At 65.1% G+C, this 23,935-nt stretch carries 20 protein-coding genes; 10 read left to right on the forward strand and 10 right to left on the reverse strand.

The genetic code is table 11. The features are described 5' to 3' along the window. Positions 1-308: 308 nt before the first annotated feature. From U9J23_RS25545 to U9J23_RS25565, 5 genes are read right to left on the reverse strand one after another with little or no spacing between them, the layout of a single operon-like run. Complete coding sequence (locus U9J23_RS25545; RefSeq protein ID WP_039584280.1) at positions 309-1,688, reverse strand: MFS transporter; 1,380 nt, start codon at positions 1,686-1,688, stop codon at positions 309-311. 54 nt (positions 1,689-1,742) lie between these two features. After that, entirely contained in the window at positions 1,743-2,753 is a 1,011-nt protein-coding gene (locus U9J23_RS25550) for a 2Fe-2S iron-sulfur cluster-binding protein (RefSeq protein WP_039584281.1), read from the reverse strand. Beyond that, positions 2,750-3,763: a PdxA family dehydrogenase gene (locus U9J23_RS25555; RefSeq protein WP_326603174.1), complete on the reverse strand. Its 1,014-nt coding sequence runs from the start codon at positions 3,761-3,763 to the stop codon at positions 2,750-2,752. The genes U9J23_RS25550 and U9J23_RS25555 overlap by 4 nt, the downstream gene beginning before the upstream one ends. Next, on the reverse strand, positions 3,760-4,230 hold the full coding sequence (locus tag U9J23_RS25560; RefSeq protein WP_006552196.1) for an aromatic-ring-hydroxylating dioxygenase subunit beta: 471 nt from the start codon (positions 4,228-4,230) through the stop codon (positions 3,760-3,762). Before U9J23_RS25560 ends, U9J23_RS25555 begins: the two co-directional genes overlap by 4 nt. Further along, on the reverse strand, positions 4,227-5,492 hold the full coding sequence (locus U9J23_RS25565; RefSeq protein WP_272268885.1) for an aromatic ring-hydroxylating dioxygenase subunit alpha: 1,266 nt from the start codon (positions 5,490-5,492) through the stop codon (positions 4,227-4,229). Before U9J23_RS25565 ends, U9J23_RS25560 begins: the two co-directional genes overlap by 4 nt. A gap of 164 nt (positions 5,493-5,656) precedes the next feature. On the opposite strand from U9J23_RS25565, the gene U9J23_RS25570 reads away from it, so the two are divergent. Then, a complete protein-coding gene (locus U9J23_RS25570) occupies positions 5,657-6,391 on the forward strand; it encodes an IclR family transcriptional regulator domain-containing protein (protein ID WP_326603317.1) in 735 nt (244 codons plus the stop codon). Between the two features lie 829 nt (positions 6,392-7,220). On the opposite strand, the gene U9J23_RS25575 is transcribed toward U9J23_RS25570, so the two are convergent. From U9J23_RS25575 to U9J23_RS25590, 4 genes are read right to left on the reverse strand one after another with little or no spacing between them, the layout of a single operon-like run. Continuing rightward, positions 7,221-8,198, reverse strand: coding sequence for a PDR/VanB family oxidoreductase (locus tag U9J23_RS25575; protein ID WP_272268887.1), 978 nt, complete (start codon positions 8,196-8,198; stop codon positions 7,221-7,223). A 2-nt stretch (positions 8,199-8,200) separates the two neighbouring features. Beyond that, on the reverse strand, positions 8,201-8,707 hold the full coding sequence (locus U9J23_RS25580; RefSeq protein WP_326603177.1) for a hypothetical protein: 507 nt from the start codon (positions 8,705-8,707) through the stop codon (positions 8,201-8,203). Then, positions 8,704-9,891: a zinc-dependent alcohol dehydrogenase gene (locus U9J23_RS25585; protein WP_088898940.1), complete on the reverse strand. Its 1,188-nt coding sequence runs from the start codon at positions 9,889-9,891 to the stop codon at positions 8,704-8,706. Before U9J23_RS25585 ends, U9J23_RS25580 begins: the two co-directional genes overlap by 4 nt. Before the next feature lie 32 nt (positions 9,892-9,923). Further along, the gene (locus U9J23_RS25590) at positions 9,924-11,207 is read right to left on the reverse strand and encodes an aromatic ring-hydroxylating dioxygenase subunit alpha (RefSeq protein ID WP_006552202.1); all 1,284 of its coding nucleotides are present in this window, start codon (positions 11,205-11,207) and stop codon (positions 9,924-9,926) included. A 313-nt stretch (positions 11,208-11,520) separates the two neighbouring features. On the opposite strand from U9J23_RS25590, the gene U9J23_RS25595 reads away from it, so the two are divergent. The 4 genes from U9J23_RS25595 to U9J23_RS25610 all read left to right on the forward strand — a co-directional run bounded on the left by U9J23_RS25595 (position 11,521) and on the right by U9J23_RS25610 (position 16,303). Then, positions 11,521-12,351, forward strand: a complete 831-nt coding sequence (locus tag U9J23_RS25595) for an IclR family transcriptional regulator domain-containing protein (protein ID WP_272268888.1) — start codon at positions 11,521-11,523, stop codon at positions 12,349-12,351. Positions 12,352-12,604: 253 nt separating this feature from the next. Beyond that, entirely contained in the window at positions 12,605-13,849 is a 1,245-nt protein-coding gene (locus tag U9J23_RS25600) for an MFS transporter (protein WP_272268889.1), read from the forward strand. Then, positions 13,846-14,640, forward strand: coding sequence for an IclR family transcriptional regulator domain-containing protein (locus tag U9J23_RS25605; RefSeq protein WP_272268890.1), 795 nt, complete (start codon positions 13,846-13,848; stop codon positions 14,638-14,640). The genes U9J23_RS25600 and U9J23_RS25605 overlap by 4 nt, the downstream gene beginning before the upstream one ends. Positions 14,641-15,094: 454 nt before the next feature. Further along, complete coding sequence (locus tag U9J23_RS25610) at positions 15,095-16,303, forward strand: MFS transporter (RefSeq protein ID WP_326603182.1); 1,209 nt, start codon at positions 15,095-15,097, stop codon at positions 16,301-16,303. Between the two features lie 205 nt (positions 16,304-16,508). On the opposite strand, the gene U9J23_RS25615 is transcribed toward U9J23_RS25610, so the two are convergent. Next, positions 16,509-17,984, reverse strand: coding sequence for an aldehyde dehydrogenase (NADP(+)) (locus U9J23_RS25615; protein WP_272268891.1), 1,476 nt, complete (start codon positions 17,982-17,984; stop codon positions 16,509-16,511). Positions 17,985-18,146: 162 nt separating this feature from the next. Between U9J23_RS25615 and U9J23_RS25620 the strand changes: the two genes are divergently transcribed. From U9J23_RS25620 to U9J23_RS25640, 5 genes are read left to right on the forward strand one after another with little or no spacing between them, the layout of a single operon-like run. Continuing rightward, entirely contained in the window at positions 18,147-19,283 is a 1,137-nt protein-coding gene (locus tag U9J23_RS25620; protein WP_138999832.1) for a CaiB/BaiF CoA transferase family protein, read from the forward strand. Between the two features lie 50 nt (positions 19,284-19,333). Continuing rightward, the gene (locus U9J23_RS25625; RefSeq protein ID WP_272268892.1) at positions 19,334-20,452 is read left to right on the forward strand and encodes an acyl-CoA dehydrogenase family protein; all 1,119 of its coding nucleotides are present in this window, start codon (positions 19,334-19,336) and stop codon (positions 20,450-20,452) included. Between the two features lie 7 nt (positions 20,453-20,459). Further along, the gene (locus U9J23_RS25630) at positions 20,460-21,659 is read left to right on the forward strand and encodes a CaiB/BaiF CoA transferase family protein (protein WP_230792362.1); all 1,200 of its coding nucleotides are present in this window, start codon (positions 20,460-20,462) and stop codon (positions 21,657-21,659) included. After that, a complete protein-coding gene (locus U9J23_RS25635; RefSeq protein ID WP_264721955.1) occupies positions 21,656-22,810 on the forward strand; it encodes a zinc-binding dehydrogenase in 1,155 nt (384 codons plus the stop codon). The genes U9J23_RS25630 and U9J23_RS25635 overlap by 4 nt, the downstream gene beginning before the upstream one ends. Beyond that, positions 22,807-23,931, forward strand: a complete 1,125-nt coding sequence (locus U9J23_RS25640; protein WP_088898947.1) for a glycoside hydrolase family 88 protein — start codon at positions 22,807-22,809, stop codon at positions 23,929-23,931. The genes U9J23_RS25635 and U9J23_RS25640 overlap by 4 nt, the downstream gene beginning before the upstream one ends. Positions 23,932-23,935: the final 4 nt, after the last annotated feature.

A 23,935-nucleotide genomic window follows, 5' to 3' on the forward strand; every position in this document is an offset into this window, starting at 1 on the left:
CCCCCGCAAACTCCATGCAGTCGCACGCACATTGCCGTGCAGCGCGACGTCGGCTGTCACCCGACGAACTCGCGAGCTTCCGCGATTCGCGATCTCCATCAACAACCCTGGGCACGGGCCGCCCTTCGGTTCGTCGACCTGACGAAAAGCGAACCGAAGGACGGCCCATGCCGTGGAGACGCATAACGGCAGCACTCACCGAACACCGACAGAGACGGCTCTACCCGGACCGACCCGCAAGCGGGTACGCGGACATCCGTTCGCGGAGCAGCCCCGGCTCCGACTCCTCGGCATGTCGCCGACTCGTACTACTTGTGCGCCAGCGACTGACTTTCCGCCACCGCACGGTCGGGGTGTTTGTCGCTCCGGACCCATCGACCCAGGAGCAGTACCGCCACGCCGGCCACGAGCATGGGAATCGACATCGCATAGAACACTGCACTGGCGGACCACCCCATCCCGAGAGCCGCTCCGACCACGATCGGCCCGACAATTCCACCGATGCGGCCCACACCCAATGCCCAACCGACACCGGTCGAACGCATCGATGTCGGATAGAACACCGCAGACAAGGCGATCAAGCTCTTCTGTCCGCCGCTGATACACACACCCGCAAAGAAGTTGGCAGTCAGCAGGACCCACAACGGCGCACTCAAAGCAAGACCGGTCAATGCGACGAACGCGAATCCGACGATGTACACCGTTCCGAGGGTGAGATACGCACCGAGTCGGTCCATACACGGCCCGGTGACAAACGCCGCAGCGATGCCGCCGACAGTCGTCAGGGTCGTAGCGGTGACCACCGTACCCATGTCGTAGTCCAGGCTCGTCATGATCGACGGTAGCCAGCTCTGCAGTGCGTAGAACTCACCGAGATTGATGACGAAGACCAACCACAGCAGCAGCGTGCCCAACACCCGGTCACGGGTGAACAGGTTCCTCAGTGCAGTGCGCTGTTCGTCAGGCTGCTTCTCTGCCTCGTAGGTGAAGTCGGAGCCGGCGGCGAGACCGGGATCGATCCTGCGCAGGATCGACCTGACCCGCTTGGGTTCGGCACCTTTGTTGATCATCAAGGTGAGCGAGTCCGGCAGAAAGCGCAGCAATGCCGGGAGCAGCAGAAGCGGTGCTACTGCGCCGACGACGAGCACCGAGCGCCAGCCGAAGATCGGGATCAGCCAACCGGAGACCAACCCTGCCGCGACGAAACCGAGGGAGAAACCGCAGTAGATCGCCAGGACGAAGGTCGCTCGAAGACGCTTGGGGCTGTATTCGCCCGTTAGCGCGATGGCACTGGGCGCAGCAGCACCGAGCCCCATTCCGGTGATGAAACGCAACGCCATCAGCTCGGTGACGTTCTGCGACCAGGCCGCGGCCAACGTGCCGAGCGCGAAGAGGACTGTGCTCGCAATAATCATCCGGCGGTGACCGAACCGCTCGGACAGCGGCGAGAGCGCCAGATAGCCGACCATCAGACCGGCGAGAGCGGCAGAGAAGATGGGCCCGAGCACTTGTTTCGACAGACCCCACTCCTCGGCGATGTGGGGCGCCATGTAGCTGATGCTCTGGGTGTCGAAGCCGTCGATGAACATGACCAACCCACACAGGCCGATCACGATGTACTGGTATCGACTCACCGGCCGCGAATCGATGAAATCCGGCAGTGTCACGCGCGATGGTGCGATGGACATGAGTGCCTCACAGTGTCTGGTACCGGGATTCCCGGATGTGGTGGTGGTAGCGGATCACGCGGTGACAACAAGATCGCCCGACGGTACGAAGGCGTCGCAGTAGAAGTTGTCCGGTGCCAAACCGGCCTCGTGGACGAAATCCTCGCGTGCCGCCGAGGTCATTGCGGGACTTCCGCATGCATAGACCTCGTGGCCGCTGAGGTCTGCATAATCCTCGAGCACGGCTCGATGAACGAGACCGGTGCGACCGGTCCAGTCCTCGGCGGGATGCGACAGGACCGGAGTGAAGCAAACCCGATCCGAAACCGAGGGCCACTTCTCGGGCAACTCGGGCAGGTAGATGTCCTCTTGCCGTCGTGCACCCCAGTAGAGATGCAACGACCGCTCTCCCCCGCGTTTGAGGTGGTCCTCGACGATCGACTTCACCGGGGCGAAGCCGGTGCCGCTGGCGACGAAGATGACGGGCCTGTCCGAGTCGGGGTTCAACGAGAACTCGCCGTAGGGCAGCTCGATTCTCAGTTTGCTTCCCTTCTCGAGCGTGCGAAGCACCTCCTCGGAGAATCGTCCCCCCTGCACGTGACGAATGTGCAGTTGCACTCCGTCGTTCTCGTGCGGCGGATTCGCCATCGAATAGTTGCGGCTGTCCCCGTCGTCGAGAAAAACCTTGAGGTACTGACCCGCGGCGAACTTCGCACGCACTCCGGTGGGCAGACGCAGCTGCACGACCGCGACATCGGGTGTCGGGCGAGTGATTCGGTGGACCTTCGCGGTGAGTTGCTTACGTACCACCTTGTCTCGTTCGGTGATCCGCTTCGGTGTGATGTCGACGTCCGTGGTGGGCTGCGCCTGACAGAACAGCACTCCGTTTTCGGGGCCTTGCGCCGTTCCCCGGCCGCGCACCGCGAGGCTGCCGGCATCGAGCGCACCTTCACAACTCGAACACACGCCTTTGCGGCACGAGTACGGGATCGCGTATCCCGCGCGTTCCGCCGCGTCGAGCACACTCTCGTCGGGCTCGCACGGAAAATTGATGTCCGATCCCGTGACGGTTACCTGGTAGGTCATGACGTGACTCCTGCGGTTACGTGTGATGAGGCGCCGGCGGTGGCGCCGACCAGCCGCACCGCCGCGACAACGGCGTCCGCATCGGCTGTTCCCTTGCCGGCGATGTCGAACCCGGCGCCGTGCCCGACACTGGAGAACCGCACGCCGGCGCCGATCGTCATCGCGGCTGCGGTGCGTCCGGCGAGGAGTTTGACGGGAATATGGCCCTGGTCGTGGTACATGGCGACGAACGCGTCGAAGCTGGTATCGCCGAGCATGAGGTCGGCTCCGACCGGTCCGCAGGCGTCGATCCCTGCGGCGCGCAGCCGCTCGACCGCAGGCGCTGTCACCCGCAGATCGTCGTCGCCGAACAGGCCGCCTTCTCCGGCATGCGGATTGATACCGAACACGCCGATACGCGGGGACGCGATGCCCTGGTCCTGAAGGGTCTGCACCACAGCGTGCGCTGCCCTGTACACCAGCTCCGGTGTGAGGCGCCCGAGCGCATCTTTCAATGATTCGTGCAAGGTGGCGTGCACGATGCGCAGGCCGGCACCGACGAGCATCAGGAAAACCTCGTCCCGTCGCGCGCCGACGAGTTCGGCCAGCAGGCCTGGATATCCGTTGAAAGAGATACCGGCGGCGTTGATCGCGGTTTCCGAGTGCGGGCACGCGACGATGCCGCGGGATCCACCGCCCTGCAGGCAGCGCACCGCGCGTTCGAGGTACGCCACGGTCGCCGTCCCGGCTTCTGCGCTCACCCGGCCCGGGGCGAACGCTCCGGGGGGCAACGAGTCGACGGGGAGGATGTCGACCACACCGGCGAGGGGTGCGCGGTGGCCGTCGACCGTCTCGCGGAGCGTCATGCCGCCCTGGTGGGCGAGCGATTCGATGACATGTCGATCGCTCACCAGGACCGGATTGAATGCGGGATGTTCCTGTGCTGCCACGACGGCTTTCACCGCGATTTCGGGGCCGATTCCGTTCGGGTCGCCGATTGTGAGCAGGACCCGGGGCGGGGACCCGTTCATAGTGGGAGCGCCAGCAAGGTATCGATGTTGGTGCTGTCGCACACCACGACCCGTTCGGCAATCTTCAACTGACCGTCGACCTCCACGTACCGGTCGACATATCGCCCGCTGGTGAAGATGTCGGATTGGCCGTCACGCATCACCCGCACCACCAGGAAGCTGGTTTCGGCATGGATACCGTCGCCGTTCTCGTCCAGCACCAGGGGCTGGCCCAGGATATGACGGTAGGTGTGTCGCTCGTAGATGTTGGCTTCGCGCAGTGCCGATACGCGGTCGACGAGCATGCGGCGAGTGTTGGCCCATACCAGTCCTGCGGGCAGGCCCTCGCTGTAGTTCTGCGCGGTGGTGATCCGGTACATGCAGTCCTCGACGAAAAAGTCCGGCCAACGCTCGAGCGGGCCCTCGTCGATGCAACGGGAGTAGTCGGCCTGCACACGGCCGATTCGCTGGAAGTCGTTCATGCTCATGCCTCTTCCTGTCGGTTCATCGCGGTCCGGTATGCCTTCCAGAAGCCGCGTACCGATGCTTCGGTGACACGGCTCTCGCTGGATTCGGCCAGACTTCCTCCCATTTCGAGCACTGCAGACTCGCTTGCTGCACCTGCGATTCCGCGTTGCACGAAACCTCCGACGCAGCCGTCCTCCATCGAGATGTAACCTGCGGGGCCCACCAGGTTGGACTGCTTGAGACGGATCTCTCGCTGCTCGGGCGTGTCTTCTTCGAATCCGAGATATGTCCAGTTCAAGCGGGTTTGCTCGACTCCGGTCGGCAGGATCTGGCGCACGGCCACGGAGTTCTGGATCTGTTGCAGCACGAAACCCGGGAAGACGGAGAGGATCTGCAGCGTCGTATCGTCGCCGACCTCGCTGAACCCCTCGAGCAGCGACGGATCGGCCAGTTTGTAGGCGCTTTCGGATCGGATGTTCTGGTCGGCGTAGGCGACGTCCTTCTCGGCGTCTCGGTCGATCGCCGAGTAACTGACGTGGTGGCCGCCGCTCTCGTCGACGATGATCCCGCCGCGCTGCGACAGGCGGTTGAGTTCGAAGGTGGTGAAGAACAGGTGCAGGATGCTGGCGTGGTAGGAGTCCTTGACGTTCTCTACGTACAGCTTCCAGTTGTTGGGAAGCACCTGCGTGAAGCGTCCGATGATCTCGGGCGTACGGCCACTGAGGACCCGGGCGATCCGGCTCGTGATCTCTTCGCCGAGATACTCTTCGATGTCCGGCACGTCATCGGAAAAGCTTCCGAAGACCAGGCCGTGGAGGACGGCGATGCGCATCTTGCGCGGGCCGTGATCCTCCATGCAGAACGAATCAGGCATTCCCCCTTTGCCTTTGATTCCGTCTCTGAAGGCGACGCCGGTCAGATCGCCCTGCAGGTTGTAGCTCCAGGCGTGGTAGACGCAGGTGAAGTCCTTCGTGTTTCCGCGGTCGTCCAGTGCCAGGAGGGCACCGCGGTGGGCACAGCGGTTCTCGAATCCGTAGAGCTCCCCGTCGCGATCACGTGCCACGATCACCGGCGTCTCGCCGACGAAGGTCGAGCAGTAGTCTCCCGGGCCGGCTACCTCTGCCTCGAGGCACAGGTAGCTCCAATACGGCCCCTGGAACAGCTTGGTCTGCTCGGCGGCGTAGACATCCTGGTCCTGGAACACCCGATACGGCACTCGGGTGAGATCGTCGGTCCACTCCACCGGGGTATCGCGGCCTGTGTCGACAACGCTGCTTTCCATTATTTCTCCTCAGTCTGGACAACCAGTCGGGACATCAGAGAACTCGCTCGCTTGGGCTTGACACACCCCGCGCTTGTTCGTATAACGAACAGATGAGCAATTCTCGAACAATTAAGCAGGACGCCCAAGAAAGTGTCAAGAGTTCTTCCCGCGCCCCCGAAGGAATGGCCGGATTGGCGAAGGGTCTGGCGGTCATCGAAGCCTTCGACATCCGCCACCCACAACTGACCGTCACCGATGCCGCACAGCGGACCAACACCTCTCGCGCCGCGGCACGGCGCTGCCTGCTCACCCTCGTCGAGCTCGGCTACCTGACCCACGACAACGGAAACTTCCGCCCGACACCGAGAATGCTCCGTCTCAGCGGCGCCTATCTGGACACCGCGCCGCTCCCGCAACTCGCCCAGCCGCAATTGACCGAGGCTCGCGATGCGTTGGACGAATCGGTATCGCTCGCTGTTCTCGAAGACGGATGGGCCCTGTTCGTCGCCCGCGCCGAGGCCACCCGGATCGTGTCGACCGGAGTCCGGGTCGGCGCCAAACTGCCCGCCCACAACTCGGCAACCGGTCGAGTACTGCTGGCAGGACTGACCGATACACAACTGGACGACTATCTCCGACAGTGCCACCTCCAGACACGCACACCCCAGACGCTGACCGAAATCGATGCCGTCAGGGAACGGATTCTGGCAGCGAGGGAGAGCGGCATGGCGTATACCGACGAAGAAATCGAACTCGGCATGCTGTCGATAGCCGTACCGGTCCGAAACGCCCGCGGTGAAACCGTGGCGGCCATGAGCGTCAGTGCATCCACCGCCAGAACCACCCTCCACGACCTCCAGGAGGCGGCCGTACCCGTACTGAACGAGTACGCCCAAAGGCTCGGCCGGCTTCTGTGAGATCCCTCGAAGGGTGCACCCGGGCGCGACATCCGTGCGCGAAACGATCGCTGCACCCTGCAGGCGTGCCTCCGGAAGAACACCGACATCAAGGATGCGACGACCGATCCATGGAATCAGGTCTTGATGCGGTCCTGAACACCTCAAGAAGACATGCGCGAGGGCGGTTCGCAGGGCCCTCAAAGGGTGCGAGGTCGACAAGTATGAGAACTTCTACCCGCGAACAACAGTGCCCACGTGCACGGACAGCTGGTCGCACTATCGGCGCTTCGGCGCTGGCGACCGGTCTCCAGGACCGGCAGGCCGGACGTCATCGACGTCCGGCCTGACAGTCCTGCGAGGGCAACGAGGCACTCGCGGGGATAGCCGATCTCGCCGCGGTGAGTGGTACGGAATCCGAGTGCACGGTCGATGATTCCGCTCCGCACGCGATAGTCGACGCCCGCGGGGTCAGCACATCGGCTGGTGGAACGATTCGATCGATCATCGCTGCAACGACCATCCGGTCACCGCAGCTTCCACCCCGCCCGAAGAATGGACGAGCGCTCGTCAGGGCCGCCGAGGTGTGTTCGCGGCAGGAAGAAAGGCGCTGGAAGTCTCACCGATCGCGTCGTCCAGGAAGTTAGATCCGATACCGGAATCGAGGGACGCGATAGCCCTTGCCGATGCGGCACCGTCGACGCATGGTTCGAGAAGTTCTTCGGCAACGAGCATGCCCGGTTGCAGCAACCGCAGGCCCTGCAATGGATAGTGCGAGTGCGGGTGGTCCGTCCCGTGATCTGAAAACATGGGAAGGCGGACACCCGACTCCTCGCAGCATCCCGCTACGTCAGGCGTCGAGGACCAGCGTGGGTGTGCGAGAACGTCCGACACAGATCATCATCGTCTGGCCCTTGTCTCGGTCTGCCTGAGAGAGGATCGAATCGTGATGTTCGGGAACTCCGTCGAGCACGCGGGTTTCGCAGGACCCGCAGAATCCGTCCTCGCAGGAGTACAGGATGTTCGGGTTCGCTTCGAGAACGACTTCGAGCAGGGTGCGGTCTGCAGGCACCTTCAACGTGCACCCGGTCCGGCGCAGTTCGACCTCGAATTCGGTGGGCGACTGCCCGTCCGATGCGTCGGCAGCCTCGGAGGAATCGACCTCCACGACAGGGGCACCGAACCGCTCGAAATGAATTGCTTCGTCACCGAGCGCCGGACCACACACCGATTTCACCGCCTGCAGTAGACCTTCGGGGCCACAGCAGTACACGGCGGTGCCGACCGGAACGTCGGCCACGGCGCCTGCCAGGTCGAGGTTTCCGAATTCGTCTGCAGGACAGACGTCTACTTCGCCGAGTCCGCAAATCTCTTCCACGAATGCCATCGTGGCGCGGCTGCGGCCGCCGTAGAGTGCGGACCAGCTGGCGTTCTCCCGTGACAGTTTCCGTGCCATCGAAAGAATGGGAGTGATTCCGATTCCTCCGGCGATCAGGAGGTAGTGGGATGCAGGCTCGAGGACGAAGTGGTTGCGGGGTCCCCGCACCGCGAGGAGGTCCCCCACCCGGACACTGTCGTGGATTTCCTTCGACCCACCGCGTCCTTGCTCTTCTCTGAGAACGGCGATCCGGTAGGCAGTCTTGTCCTCGGGGTCACCACACAGGCTGTACTGCCGAACGGTCCCGGAGGGCAGCACGAGGTCGATATGTGCTCCGGGCTCCCATTCGTCGAGGGCGGCCCCCTCCGGATGCTCGAGGGTCAGCGACAACACGCCGTCGGATTCGAGTCGTTGTTGCCGGACCACGAGGCGGCTGGTCTCTTGTGTCATTGTCAGATCCTTGAGGTCGAGAGAACTGGCGCGTAAGCACCCGGGGTGCGGTATCCCCCTTTGAGAACGTCGACGAAGGCGGTGGCGAGAGAGACCTGGGTGAGGGACACCAGCATGTCGAGTTCCATCCGCAGTACTGCCATCGCTTCGGCGCCTTGCGGGCTGTCCCAGTCCTGTTGGTCGATCAGGACACCGGCGAGCAGGTTGCCCGATTCGCGGGCTGCTTCGGCCATGGCGGTGGCGAAGCCGATGGGGACCTGGGGCAGTACCGAACCGATGAGAATGACCATGTCCGATTCGGTGACCAATTCGTCGATACGACGCACCACCGTGGCCTCGGCGTTGATGTCGCGTACGGCCGCCTCGGCGGGCGAGTGCGCGGTGACGACGTCGACATCGGTCAACCCCGCCCGAGCCATCTGCTCGACCAGGTCGTCACCGGACTTCCCCTGGGGCACCAGCAGTATTCGAGCTACGTAGGACAGCCGGCGGGGTGTCGTCTCGCTCATGACAGCGTTCCTCGTTTCTGAGTGTTCGGGCGGCGCAACTGTGGACGGATCACGACGTGGGGGCTCACCGGCCCCTGTCCGGTGGCCATCCGCCCCAACATGTCGTCGACCTCGTCGAGGCCGACGTCGACGGAGGGCACGATCTCCAATCCGGATCGGCCGCCGGCGAGAAGTTCGATGCTGCGTGTGACTGCATCAGGAGAGCGGCCTCGGACACCGACGATGGTGTTGGCGCCGCGCACCAGAGATTTGAGATCGAGTTCGCAGACCGGGGTCGACCCCAGTCCGCCGATGACCAGCCGGCCCCGCTTGCGCAGCACACGGGCGGCGGCGGCCACGGCCTGTCCCCCGAGTCCGACGGTGTCGAGGAGTACATCGGCTCCCTCACCGCCGGTGGCTCGCAGGATCAGTTCGGCAAGGTCGTCGTTGTCGTTGATCACCGGCACCGCACCGAGAGATTCGGCGATCTCGAGGCGCCCGGCCGACTCCGGTACCCCGATCACGACGATGCGGGCGGCACCGACAGCCCGGGCTGCGGCTACTGCGGAGATACCGTGGTAGCCGGGGCCGATGATCACGACCGTCGACCCCTCCTCGGCGCCGCCGGCATCGACCGTCCAATCCAGCGCGTTGGCGAAAGGCTGTGTCCACGCCGCGAGGTCCGCATCGAGATCCGCCGGTAGGCGGTACACGAGGCTGTTTGCGCTGAGCTGCATGTATTCGGCGTTGCCGCCGTGCAGACCGGACCCGTCGTTCGCCGGGACCAGACCTACTCGCCGCTTTCCTACGAACAGATCGGTCTGGGGGCACATGCGGTGATCACCGATGCGGCACGCCGGGCAGTCCTGCTGCATACACGGCAGGTACTCCTCCAGCGCGACCCTGTCGCCGGGCCGCACGTCCCATGCGGCGGACTGGGTCCGATCCACCGAGACGACGGTCCCGACGACGTGATGGCCGAGCACTGTGGGCGAGTCCAGTCCGGCCCGATAGAGACCGACATCGGTTCCGCACACCGCGGAGGATTCGACTTCGAGCCAGCCCACGGCACCGACGGCTGCGCTGGTGTCGAGGTGGCGGATGGTCGTCGTTGTGTCGGGCATCGATACCGCGGCGCGGACCATCGTCGGCGGGCCGGCTAACGAGGGTGTCGATGCGGTGTCGATGTCGGCTCTATTGGTCACGACGGATTCCTTGTTTCTTGTTGCCGGAGTGGTCAGATGGAGACGAAGTCTTCGCCTTCGACCATGCGGAGTGCGTCCTCTGCACCCTCCTGGAAGGGCGTTGCCTTCGGCAGCAGGACCGAGGTCGACCGCACACGCTGGTGTTCGGGCTGCAGGCCGGGCAGGGTTTCCGCTTCGAGTTCCTCGAGGGCGGCGAGCAGTCGGCGGCGGGCCAAGATGATGCCGGCGTCGGAGGTTCCGAGGCGTTCCTTGGTGCGATCGCAGATTGCGCCCATCGATTCCTGCAGGGAGAAGTCCTGGGCGGCGATGCCCTCGATGCCGGAGAACGTCTTCTTCTGCTTCTGTGCCTCGCGGTCCATCAGATAGTCGTTGTCCTTGTTCGCCAGCGTCCGGTAGGTCCCGGGGATGTACTTGGCGTGGATTCCGTCTCCGTTGCGCATCGACGCGAGTTCGTCCTCGCGCAGCTCCCGGGTGGGGTGGTAGTTGATGCTCCACGCCCAGCACGTCTCGTCGTCGATGGGCACCCAGGCGTGCCCGCCGAGCGGATTGTGGGTGCCGAACGGGGGAATGATGGTGTACCAGGGCATGATCCACTGGGTGATCCGCCAGTAGTACTCGTCGTCGTTGGCGTTGCGGCGAGCACCGATGACCAGACCGCCGTCGCTCTCGGCGACCTCGAACTTGGGGCGGGTGTCGGCCTTGAGGTACTTGTTGCCCTCGGTCCCCGAGTGCATCGGGTCGTCGTCGAGGTTGAATCGGTGGGCGAACGAGACGTGGCTCGAGTCGATGCCGCCCTCCATTGCCTGCAGGTAGTTCGTCTCCTGCAGTCGCTTCGAGACGAATCGGTGGCCGTCGCCGAGCATGGCCCATTCGAGTTCGGGGAGTTCGGGCTTGAGCTCGGGCGGACCCATGTAGGTCCAGATCACGCCGCCGCGCTCGACACACGGGTATGCCTTCTGCTTGATCCGGGACTTGAACTTCGAGTCCTCCGGTTCGGACGGCATGTCCACGCAGTTGCCCTCGACGTCGTACTTCCAGCCGTGGTATGCGCAGCGCAGGCCGCAGTCCTCATTGCGGCCGAAGTACAGCGAGGCGGTGCGGTGACTGCAGAACTCGTCGAGCAGCCCGAGCCTGCCCTGGGTATCGCGGAATGCGATCAGTTGCTCGCCGAGCAGCTTGACGCGGACCGGGGCGCAGTCCGGCTCCGGCAACTCCTCCGCCAGCAACGCCGGGATCCAGTACCGGCGGAAAAGCCGGCCCATGGGCGTATCGGGGCCCGTCTGAACCAGCAGAGTGTTCTGGTCTTGCGTCAGCATGGCAGTCCTTTCGACCTTCAACGACTGATTGCGTCCGAATAGCGCGCATGTGCGCGGAAATTGATCGGTGGGAGCACTGTGGCACACGTCGCTTCGCACCGTCAACCATGGGCGGCCTTATTTTTCGCCCTAAGGCCCCTGGTACTCGCTGTTTCTGTCGCCGAGACACGCGATGGATCACCACCGGCGAAGGTCCGCACTCCGCCGTGGAAGGTCCGAAAGGAACGCGCATATGCGCGCAGATCGGACTCCACTACACTCGCGGTCGTGGGATCGAAGAAGCCCACTCAGTGAGGGCACCGGAGAGGAACAGATGACGCGAGCCAAAAGCGCGGTGGACGCCATGCCGTCGTCGACCCCCGTGCGGCCGGCCCGCCCGAAGGACGCGGTCCAGTCACTCGAACGCGCCATCGCAGTGCTGACCACCTTCGACCGCGAGCATCGCCACCTCACATTGACCGAGGTGGCAGATCGGTGCCGACTTCCCCGCTCGGCGGCGCGCCGATTCCTGCACACCCTCGTCGAACTCGGATTCGTCGAGGTCTCCGGCCGCAAGTTCACCCTGACACCGCAGGTACTCGAGCTGGGCTATGCCAACCTGTCGAGGTTTACCCTCGCCGATGTGTGCCAGCCGCACCTCGAGGCACTTGCGCGAAACCTGGGGCTCTCCGCGTCCGTCACAGTGCTCGACGGTCCGGACATCCGGTACGTCAGCAGAGTGGAGGTTGCGTCCGGCATGTCGGTGTCCTTGAAGGCGGGTAGCCGATTGCCCGCCCATCGGACAGCGACCGGACGGGTGCTGCTGGCCGCACTTCCCGAAGCCGAACTGAACCGGCATCTCGACTTCTCGGCTCCCCAGGACCCGCACCCGGCGCCAGCCCACGACGAGCGCAGTCGACTCGAGCGCGAGTTGGACATCATCCGCCGCCAGGGCTGGGCCTTCGCCGACCAGGTTCTCGATGTCGGAGTGCAAGCGTTGGCCGTGCCGCTGCGCTCTCGAACCGGCCGCGTCGTCGGCGCACTCACCGTGTCGATGTACCAAACGCACGAATCCGCGCGCACCCTGGTTCCGCGGTACCTTCCCCCACTCCTCGAAACCGCCGGTCGAATCTCCCTGGAACTGCGCGCCGGAATCGACGTCTGAGCGCATCCCATCCCGCGAGGACGCGCACGTCCGCCCGTCGCCGAACACCCACGGCGTGCTCCGCGGCCTCCCGTCACATCTCGCCACGCTTCGATGGCCCACGAGAGCCGGGGACGCGGCGAGGTAGGTGCCACACCCTAGGACGTGCGACACTTGCGTCCGAAGATAGGTTTCTTGAACGCTATGCGGACGCTTTGCGCTGAGATCGTGCGCACCGTCGCACAGCGATAGGACTGTCGATGGAGTGCCTGTAGTGAACAACCGCAATTCCCGAGCATTACTGCCGTTGCTGACGGCAGCCATGGCGATCGGCCCACTGCTGACCTACGGCCTGAGCGCGACGAGCGCGCTGGTCATCGACTCGCTCGGCATCACCGCGGCGCAGTTCGGAATGCTCGCCACGCTCAGCTTCCTGGCGGCGGCTACCCTGTCCCTGACCTTCGGGCGATTCAGCGACCGCTTCCCCGCTCGCGCACTGCTCGTCACGATCTTCGCGGGCGCCGCACTCTCGTTCGTCATCGCGGCGCTGTCGACGAACTACCTGTGGCTACTGGCGGCCATGGCCTTGTCCGGGGCTGCACAGGCCCTGTCGAATCCCGTCACCAACCGCGTGATCAGCGATAATGCCCCACCGGCCAAACGCTCTCCCTGGATCGGAGTGAAGCAGTCCGGGGTGCAGGTCAGCCAACTCGCCGCCGGAGTCGGATGCCCCACCCTGGCACTTGCCTGGGGATGGCGAGGCCCACTATGGGTCGGCGCGGCCATCGCGGGCATCTCGGCCCTCTGGGCCTGGCGTTGCGCACCGTCCCGGAACCGTTCCCAACGGCCGGCGAGCGCCCCCGAGCGTGCCGCACCCTCCTCCGACCGCACCGAGCGCCGCACCCTGCCCCCGGTCGTCTGGCTGTTCGCCGCCTACGCCTTGTTCTCCGGCGCCGCCCTTCAGGCCACCAACGTCTATCTTCCGTTGTTCGCGCACGACGAAATGGGATTGAACCTGACCGTGGCCGGGCTGACCGCCGCGATCGCCGGCCTGATCGGTGTCACCGCGCGAATCGGCTGGGGCCGCGCGCTTTCCGGAAGAACCGGCCCCTTCACCCTGCTGCTGGTCCTCGCATCGGGCTCCCTGCTCGGCGCACTCTCCCTGCTCGGTGCCGAACTCTGGGGATGGCTTGCCCTCCTGTGGATCGGCGTCGGCGTGCACGGTGCGACCGCCCTCGCAGCCAATGTGGTGTTGATGGCCGGTGCGCTCCGCGTGGTTCGAACCAGCACCGTAGGCCGCGCCTCGAGCGCCATCGCAGTCGGGATGTATCTCGGATTCGCCGGCGGGCCCGCCCTGATGGGCCTGCTGACCGATCACACCGGCGGATTCGCGACCGGCTGGTCTGCGGCGGCAGCGCTGTACGCAGTATGCGTCGCGCTCGGCCTCTGGGGGATCCGCACTTCTCACGCCCCCACTCGATCGGCAGCATCACACGAAGTAGATAGGTTGAGCCTGTGAGCGAGAACGAAGCAACCACGACGACCCCGGAGCAGAACCGCGATCACGTTCAAGCTCTCGGCCGGGGGCTCGAGGTACTCAAACTGTTCGGGCGAGAACGTCGCCCCCTGTCGGTCCCCGAAGTCGCGACCCTCGCCGGTATCACCCGCACCGCGGCCCGGCGTTTCGTGCTGACACTTGAGTACATGGGCTATCTGTCCTACGACGGCACCGCCTACACCGCCCGCCCCGCGATACTCGAGATCGGCGACGCCTACGTCCTGAGCAGCGGACTTCCCGAGATCGTCCGGCCCCACCTCGAACGCCTGGCCGAGCAGACGCAGGAGACGGCCTCGCTCACCGTGCTGCATCACGACAGGATCTTCTATGTCGACCGGGTCCAGGCCGACCGGGTCCTCACGGTCGAAATCGTGGTCGGGACGAGTCTGCCGGCCTACGCCGTCGCCACCGGTCGTGTACTCCTGGCCGACCGCACCGATGCCGAACTCGACGCCTATCTGGCTAGCGTGGACACCCACAGTTACACCGCGGCCACCACGATCGACACCGACGAACTACGCGAGAAGATCCTCGCCGCACGCAACGAGGGATGGTCGCTGGCGGACGAGGAACTCACCGAGGGAGTGCGGTCGATCGCCGTGCCCGTTCGCGACGCCGAAGGCTACGCAGTCGCTGCTCTCAACGTCTCCGCCCAGTCCTCGCGGGTATCACTCGATCACATGCGGGGATCGATCCTCACCGCTCTGCGCACTGCGGCCGAGCAGATCCGCGAGGAGCTCGCAGCGATGTGAGGCCCTGTCCGGTGATCGCGGTCGTCATCGGGACAGCGCCCTGCGCGCCGCGTGATCGACGGATCGAGCGGCGATCACATGTTCCGGCCGATGGAGGCCTCCCCGGACCAGACCGGCGAGCAATGCGTCCGAATAGCGCGCAATTGCTCCACAAACGGACGCAAACATTGTGTGAACGCGATCACCTTGATAAAACAGGTGCAGCGCTCGACCGGTCGAAGGTGACCCACCCTGAACTTTCCGCGACATACCCCCTCGTGACGTTCACAGTCCCTTCCACACCTCGACTGCACCAACGCTATTCAACTGACGGCAGCGATCCTCTCCCCGAGAACCCGGGTAGCAGCACACAACCCGAGACCGCCCTATCGCGCCGAGACCAGACAGGAACCCCCTCGTGCAGACGATTTCCACATCACCTGATCAACAGGCACGCAACCGATATCGGTGGGTCGTGCTAGTGCTCTGCTGGCTCGCCTTCACCATGACCTCCGTCGATCGCTCCACCTGGGGCCCGGCATCGGTCTTCGTCGGCGAGGACCTCGGCGTACCACTGGCCAGCCTCGGCGTGTTCGCCACCGCGTACTACATCGGCTACGTCTGTTCCAACGCCCTCACCGGGGTGCTCTCCGACCGGTTCGGTGGCCGCGAGGTGGTCACCGTCTCACTCGCCGGCGCCGGCGTGTTCATGATGATCTTCGGATCGACCACCTCTGCGGTCATCGGCATCGGCGTGCAAGCAGTCGTCGGCTTCTTCGCCGGCGCGGATTACGCCGCAGGCGTCAAGCTCCTGGCAAGCTGGTTCCAGCCCAAGGAACTCGGCAAGGTCATGGGACTGTTCACCTCCGCGACCTCGCTCGGCACCGTCATCGCCAACACCGCCGTCCCGTGGATGATCAACCACTACAGCTGGCACGCCTCCTACCACCTTTTCGGTGCCATCTCGATCGTCACGGCGGTCATCTGTTATGTGATCATCCGGCCGGGACCGGTCACCAACACGATCGCTACCGCAGGCGGCGGCAAGCGCCCCTCCGCCTGGAAGACCCTGACCACCAACCGCGACCTCATGCTGCTCTCCCTCGCCGGATTCGGCGGGTTCTGGGGCACATACGGATTCGTCACCTGGTCCAACGCCCTGCTCATCAAGGGACACGGCGTTTCCGGCACCACCGCCGGGTTCATCGTGGCGATCTTCGCGGGTGTAGCGGTCGTCAGTAAACCCCTCACCGGAATACTCGGCGACCGGATAGGCAGCGCCCGAAAGCCCGCGATCGTCATTCTCGCGCTGTTCTCCGTCATTCTGATCTTCTTCGGAACGCTGGACAACGTCCCTGCGCTCCTCATCGCAGCACCCATCCTCGGTCTGGTCGGTTACGGATACCTGCCCCTGATCGTCGCGATGATTCCCCGCCTGGTCTCGAGCGAGGTCACCGGCACAGCCGCCGGCGCATCCAACGCCTTCTGGCAGATCGCCAGCACCCTCGTCCCCCTCGCCATCGGCGCGGTCTTCTCGGCCACCGGCTCGTTCCTGGCAGCGTTCGCGGCCCTCGCCGTCGGACCGTTGATCGGCGCAGTGATCCTGTACTTCGTCGACGAGAACGGCGGAAAGACCACCGTCGCCGACACAGAACCGGTCACTCCCGACACCACCACCTCCTGAGACTCACCTCCCGACGACACGGCGGCCTCCCTCAGGAGACCGCCGTGTCGTTGATTGTGCAGCACACCTGGGCGTGACTACCCGTGCTGACCCGGATGTTCTTGTGACACAACGCCGCATACAAACCCGGCCCGAAGCGGCGCAACAGACGTAGTCCTCTGCGCACCCTGTCCGGATCGAGGTGACGTCGCGAGCATCGGTGGCCCTACGACAGCCGGCCGTTCACCCGGCGGGGGATACCCCACGGGTTCGCATCGACGAGAGCGGACGGCAGGTTCGCTTCGGGCACCGACTGGTAGGCGACCGGACGCAGGAACCGTCGAATCGCGGTGGCCCCGACGGAGGTGTGTACCGAGTTTGTGGCCGGGTACGGACCACCGTGGTGCTGAGCCCAACCCACGGCCACACCGGTGGGCCATCCATTCCAGATGACGCGCCCCGCACGGCGCGCAAGCGCACCGAGCAGTCCCGCAGCATCGGGATCGTCCTCGGTTCCGTGAACGGTCGCTGTCAACGTGCCCGGCAGAACTGCCATCGCCGCGTACAGCTCCTCGATCGACGTGTAGGTCACGATCAGCCCGAACGGACCGAAGCATTCTTCGAGCAGGTCCTGGGGGTTTCGACGCAGTGCCCGAGCGTCGGTCACGCCGATGACCGGGCGCACCGACAGTTCGTCCAGACCACTCTGCTCGGGCACTGCCACCGGCCGGACCTCGGGATGGTCGAGGATCTGCTGGGACACCTCGAGGAACGACTGCCGGATCCCTGCGTGCAGCAGACGGAACGAATCATCGGCGACCGCGGTTCGAACGAGCCACTCGATCGAACTCTGCTCGGGAACGAACAGCAGCCCCGGCTTGGTGCAGAACTGCCCCGCGCCGAGGAGCAACGATTCGAGGAACTCGCCGGCGATCTTGCCCGACCGGTCCTCGGCGGCGGCAGGTGTCACGAACACCGGGTTGGTGCTGCCGAGCTCACCGTAGAACGGGATGGGATCCGGTCGGCCGGCTGCCAGATCGGCCAGCGCACGGCCACCCGATGTCGAGCCGGTGAACCCGACGGCGGTGATACGCCGATCCTGGACGAGCTGACGTCCGATCTCGGCGCCCTGCACAACCCCGAAGGTGCCGTCCGGGGCGCCACCCGCCCGCAGTCCCTCGTCGATCGCCCGCGCATAGGCGGCGGTCAAACGTGGCTGAGCAGGGTGAGCTTTGGCCACAACCGGGCAGCCGGCAGCCAATGCCGACGCGGTGTCTCCACCGCCGAGTCCGAATGCGAACGGAAAGTTGCTCGCACCGAACACTGCGACAGGTCCGGTGGGCACGAGGATCCGGCGCAGATCGGGACGCGGAGCAGGGTGCGCGTCCGGATCGGCCGTGTCGATGATCGCTTCCAGCCAGGAGCCCTCCTCGACGACCTCGGCGAACATCCGCAGCTGCGTCGTCGTCCGCGTGACTTCGCCGCGCAGGCGCGGCTCGGGCAGTGAACTGTCGGCGGCCGCCAGCGGCACCAGCTCCGACGCTGTGGCGTCGAGCGCATCGGCCACCGACCGCAGAAGGTGCGCTCGCTCGTGCAGGTCCGTACGAGCAAGAGGTGTCGAGGCGGCCTCGGCGGCGTCGAGAATCCGCTCGTAATCCTGCGCGGTGGTGTCGGGGAGAGTGTCTGTCGCAGTGGTTTCCATTGCTGTCCTGTCGAATTCGGAGCGTCCCGTGCTGAGTATGTGGATCTGAGTGTGCGGGAGACCCGATGTGATGCGACATCTCCACATGGAGATGGTGTGAGTGCAGTCACCGCCTCCAGGATGGGCATCACACGAGATACCGGATGACTTTGGAGGACGACGATGACCGCAACGACAGGACCACTCGCGGGGGTTCGGGTACTGGATATGACACGTCTGGCGCCCGGACCGTACGCGAGCATGCTGCTCGCGGACCTCGGCGCAGAAGTGATCGCAATCGGTGGTGGTCGTTCCGGACTCCCGGTGCCCGCGCTGTCGCGAGGCAAGGAATTCATCTCGCTCGATCTCAAGACCGCCGACGGCCTCGACGCCCTGCACACCCTCGTTTCGGAAGCCGACGTCTTCATGGAAGGATTCCGCCCCGGGGTGGCAGACAAGCTGGGCGCCGGCTACGCGGAACTGTCGGCCCTCAATCCCGGACTCGTCTACTGCAGCGTGACGGGCTACGGCCAGAACGGGCCCATGGCGCAGCGCGCCGGTCACGACATCAACTACCTGGCCATCGCCGGTGCCCTCGGGACCTTCGGCCCCTCCGATCACCCGCCGACGCTGCCGCTGAACCTGGTCGCCGACTTCGCAGGCGGCGGATTGCTGTCGGCATTCGGCATCATGTCCGCCCTCTACGACCGCACGCGTACAGGCAAAGGCCGGTACATCGATGCCGCCATGGTCGACGGCGTGCTGTCGATGATGGGAATGAACTTCGTCGATTGGCAGACGCCGACACTGCCCGGACGTGGACACGGCGTACTGACCGGATCGATGCCGTTCTATCGGTGCTACCGCTGCTCCGACGATCGCTACGTCGCAGTCGGAGCCCTCGAGACCGCCTTCTTCGAACGGTTGTGGACCACCCTCGACCTCGGTGCCGTTCCGAATCATTTCGACGAGTCCACCTGGGACCACATCGAAAAGTCACTGACCACAGCATTCGAGACGAAAACGATGGCGGAGTGGACCACGGTCTTCGCCGACGTGGATGCCTGCGTGACACCGGTACTCGAACCGCACGAACTGGCCACATTCGATCAGATCGTGGCCCGGGACCCGGACTTCGCACTGAATTCGGTCCCCGTGGTCCCGGTGTTCTCCGACGGCCCGACACGGCGCGCCACCGACACCCACGTCAAGACCGAGGAAGTGCTGCGCCGTGCCGGTGTCGCCGAAGACCTCGCCCACCGGGCGGCCGCAGCCGGTATCCCCTCGTCCGTGACGGGTCTGAGCTGGCCCCCACTGTGACCGTCGAACTTCCGAATCATCACCTTCCCCGCACAGACCAGGAGAAATTCATGAGTATCGAATATCGCGAATTCCGCGAGAGCGTCCGCAAACTCGCGCAGACCAAGATCGCACCGCACGCCGCCGATGTGGACGACAAGGAACGATTCCCCTCGGAATCCTGGGCAGCCCTGCGCAGCAACGACCTGCCCGGACTCGCCTACCCCGAGAGCCTCGGCGGCAGTGGAGCCGACCTGCTCGCCCAGGTCATCGCTGTCGAAGAAGTCGCAGCGTCCTGTGCAAGCACGGCACTGGTCATGCTTGTCAACTGGGCCGGCACCTCCACCGTGCTCCGCCAAGGCTCCGACGAACTCAAGCAACTGGTGGTACCGAACGTCGCATCGGGCGCCGCCGGCGCCGCATGGTGCATGACCGAGCCGCGCGTGGGCTCGGACCTGTCGGCGATCGCAACGACCGCAACCCAGGATGGGTCCGACTGGATCCTCAACGGTCAGAAGCGGTTCATCAGCAATGCGCCGTGGGCCGACTGGTACGCCGTGCTGGCCAAGACCGGAGAGAAGTCACTCGGCATCTTCATGGTGCACAAGGACGACGCCGGCGTCAGTTTCGGCGCTCCCGAAAAGAAGATGGGTATGCGCGGCAGCCCCACCACCGACGTGATCTTCGACGAGTGCCGACTGCCCGCCGTCCGGGTCGTCAACGACCCCTACCAGGGGTTCGCGTACATCTCCGAGGAACTGAACGTCAGCCGGGCACTCATCGCCGCGCAGGCCCTCGGCATCGCACAGGGCGCATTCGATGCCGCCGTGTCGTACACGACCGACCGCGAGCAGTTCGGCCAGTCCATCTCCCGCTTCCAGCTTCTGCGCGGCATGGTCGCCGATATGGCCGTCAAGATCGAGTCGGCCCGCACGCTGCTGTACGACGCAGCCCGTCTCATCGACGACGGGGAACCGGCGGGACGGACGAAGGCGGCCATGGCGAAGCTGCTGTGCAGCGACACCGCCATGTCGGTGACCACCGATGCGCTCCAACTGCACGGCGGATACGGCTATGTCCGTGACTATCCGGTCGAGCGGATGATGCGCGACGCCAAGATCACCCAGATCTACGAGGGCACCAACCAGATCCAGCGACTCATCATCGCCAAGTCGGTATACGGAAAGTAGGCGCACCGTGCACCACCCCCAGCAACAACAAGCGCTGAGCGGCATCCGGGTCCTCGACCTCGGCGAGATCATGCAGGCGCCCGTGGCCGCGCAGGTTCTCGGCGACCTCGGCGCCGAAGTGATCAAGGTCGAGCGCGGTGTCAACGGAGACATGCTGCGAGGCCTCGATCGCGAGTCACTCGACGAAGGTCGCCCCAGTGCCTACTTCGCCGCGGTCAACCGCAACAAGCGCAGCATCGCACTGAACCTGAAAACCCCTGAGGGGCAGGACATTCTCCATCAGCTCCTCGCGGAGGCGGATGTTCTCATCCACAGCTACCGGACCGCGGCAGTCGAACGACTGGGCTTGACCTACGACGATCTGCACGAGCGCTATCCTCGGCTCGTCTACGGTACCGCGACCGGATTCGGCGAGACCGGACCGTACGCCCACAAAGCAGGCCAGGACATGCTCGCGCAGGCACTGAGCGGAATGGCACGCGCGTGCGGCGACCCGTCGATCTCGGCATACGTACATCCGGTACCGACCGTGGACTACGCCTCGGGTATGGCCCTCGCCCAGGGAATCTTGGCAGCACTGTTCGAACGCGAGCGCTCCGGCCGCGGCCAGAAGGTCAGCGTCAACCTCTTCGATACAGCACTGGCCCTGCAGACTCTCGAAAGCTCCACACTGCTGGCGTACCAGCGTGAGACCAACTGGGTCAGCGACTGGTACAGCGGCATCTTCGAAACGACCGACGGTCTGCTCTTGGTACTCGGCCTGTTCCGCGAGAACGCTCTGGGTCTGGCATGCAAAGCTCTCGGCATCGACGATCTGTCCGTCCAGCCGACGTTCGCCACACCACAACTCCAGGCAGAGAACAAAGAGGCCGCCAACGCGGTTCTGCGTCCGCTGGTCGCACAGTTGAGCACCGCCGAGGCGGCAGAGTTGTTCGACGGGGTCGATCTGCTGTGCGCACCGCTGCTCACCCTGCAAGAAGCGCTCGATCATCCCCAGACGCGGCACAACGGCACGCTCGTCGACGTCGAGATCGAGGGTGTGCGCACCACCCGGCTGATGGGCAACCCTGTCACGTTGTCCCGTACACCCGCCCAGGTGCGCCGTGGGGTGCCGGCGGTCAGTGAACATGCCGACGAAATCCTCCACGAACTCGGGATCTCCGAGTCCGATGTCCAGACTTTGCGCAGTAAGGGAGTGATCCGATGAGTAATGCGATGCAGACGGACCCGACGAGCCCGACCACCGGCACCGCCACCGCGATGGTGCTCGAAGGCTTCGGACAGACCATGACCGCGACGACGTTTCCGCGCGTGACCCCCGACGCCGGCGCGGTCGTCGTCGACGTCACGCACGCGGGAATCTGCGGAACCGACATCCACCTGCAGCAAGGTCGCCTGCCCATTCCGGTACCGCTCATCCTCGGACACGAGGCGGTCGGTCGCGTACACGCCCTCGGGGAGGGAGTCACCACCGATGCCCGGGGCGAGCAACTGCACGTCGGGGACGCGATCTCATGGGCGTCCAACATCCCGTGCGGGCACTGCTACTACTGCCAGGACCAGCACGAACCGTCGCTGTGCGAGACCCGCAAGGTGTACGGCATCAACCAGTCATCGGCCGACTGGCCCCATCTGTCGGGTGGGTGGTCCGAACAGATCTACCTCCAGCCCGGCTCGACGATCATCCGCATCCCGTCCTCGGTGACCCCGCAGCAGGTAATCGCACTCGGCTGCGCCGGCCCGACGGCCGTGCACGCCGTGAACGATATCGCCAAGCCGCAGACAGGTGATGTCGTCGTGGTCCAGGGCAGCGGACCGGTCGGTCTGGCCTGCGCCATGTACGCCACACTCGCCGGCGCGGCGAAAGTGATCATCGTCGGCGGGCCGGCCAACCGTCTCGAGGTCGCGCAGGCCGCCGGCATCGGCGACATCCACATCGACATCTTCACCGAGACCGATCAAGAGGCCCGCCTGGAACGGATCCTCGCGCACACACCGGACGGGCGCGGCGCCGACGTCGTCATCGAGGCCACCGGAGTCCCGACCGCCGTGGCCGAAGGCATCGACCTCACCCGCCGCGGCGGCAAGTACCTCGTCGTCGGGCAGTACACCGACCACGGCACAACCCCGATCAACCCCCACTACATCACCAAGAAGCAGTTGCAGGTGCTGGGAAGCTGGGCGTTCTCGCCGCAGAACCACCTCGAATACGTCGAATCCCTCCCCCGGCTGACCGCCCACTTCGATCTCGCGTCGATGGTCACCGAATACCCGCTCACCGAGGCGGACGACGCCATGGCCGATATGCGGGACGGGCGCACGCTCAAGTCGGTCCTCACCACCGGAGGCCGGTCGTGACCAACTCCCGGTACACCGCGGCGATCGAGGCGATGCTCGAGCGGATCGACTCGACCGCCAAGCAGACCGACGGCACCTTCCCGCACTACGGCGACATCGAATCCGGCGAATGGACCACCACCGCCGACGGAAACTGGACCGGAGGATTCTGGGGTGGCCTGGCCGCACTCGGCTTCGCCGCCTCGGGTGACAAGCGCCTGGCACACCTCGCCGACGACATCACCGCGCAGATCCTGCCCCGGCAGAATTCCGACACCGCCTTCCGCGGCTTCCTCTTCTGGTACGGGGCGGCAGTCAACCACCTCGTCACCGGAAGCGACGACGCGGCGCAGACCGCTCTGGCAGGTGCCCACGGACTGCTCACCAGCTTCAACGATCGCGCCGGCATCATCCCACTCGGAGCAGAAGCAGAAGAAGCAGAAGCGGTCGGAGAAGGCGCCGCGAACATCGACGCCGTCCCGGGCACCGTCGCGCTGCTCTCGTGGGCCTCGGCACATACCGGCGACCCACGCTTCCACGACGCCGCGATCCGCCACGCGCAGCGGCACATCGAACTGTGCATCCGCACCGATGGCTCGGTCTGTCAGTCGGCACGATTCGACACAGCCAATGGTGCACTGCTGGACCGCTACACCCACAAGGGCATGAACGCCGACAGCACCTGGGGCCGGGCACAGGCGTGGGCGATGGTGGCATACGCCCAGGCCGCACAGTGGTCATCGCCGTCCTTCCTGCCGACCGCCGTGCGCCTGGCCGAGTGGTGGCTCGACCGCACACCGACCGGCGCCGTCGTGTCCTGGGACTTCGACGCCGGCACCGGTCCGGACGTTCCGATCGACACCTCCGCCACGGCCATCGCCGCTGCCGCGCTGCTCAAGCTCGACCGGCTCGTCCCTGAGCGGACCGACTTCCGGGACCGGGCCGTCGCCCACGTCGAGGCACTCCTCGATCACCTCACCCCCACCGGACCGCACGACAGCAGACCGGCAGGGATCCTGATGGACGGTTGCTTCGACAAGCGCCGCGACTTCGCGACCCGAAACGAACTGATCTGGGGCGACTACTTCCTGCTCGAGTGCCTGATCAACCTGAACAACCGGTCCGATACGCTGAAGTTGTGACCGA

The organism is Rhodococcus sp. PD04 (assembly GCF_035918275.1).
Classification (GTDB): Bacteria; Actinomycetota; Actinomycetes; order Mycobacteriales; family Mycobacteriaceae; genus Rhodococcus; species Rhodococcus rhodochrous.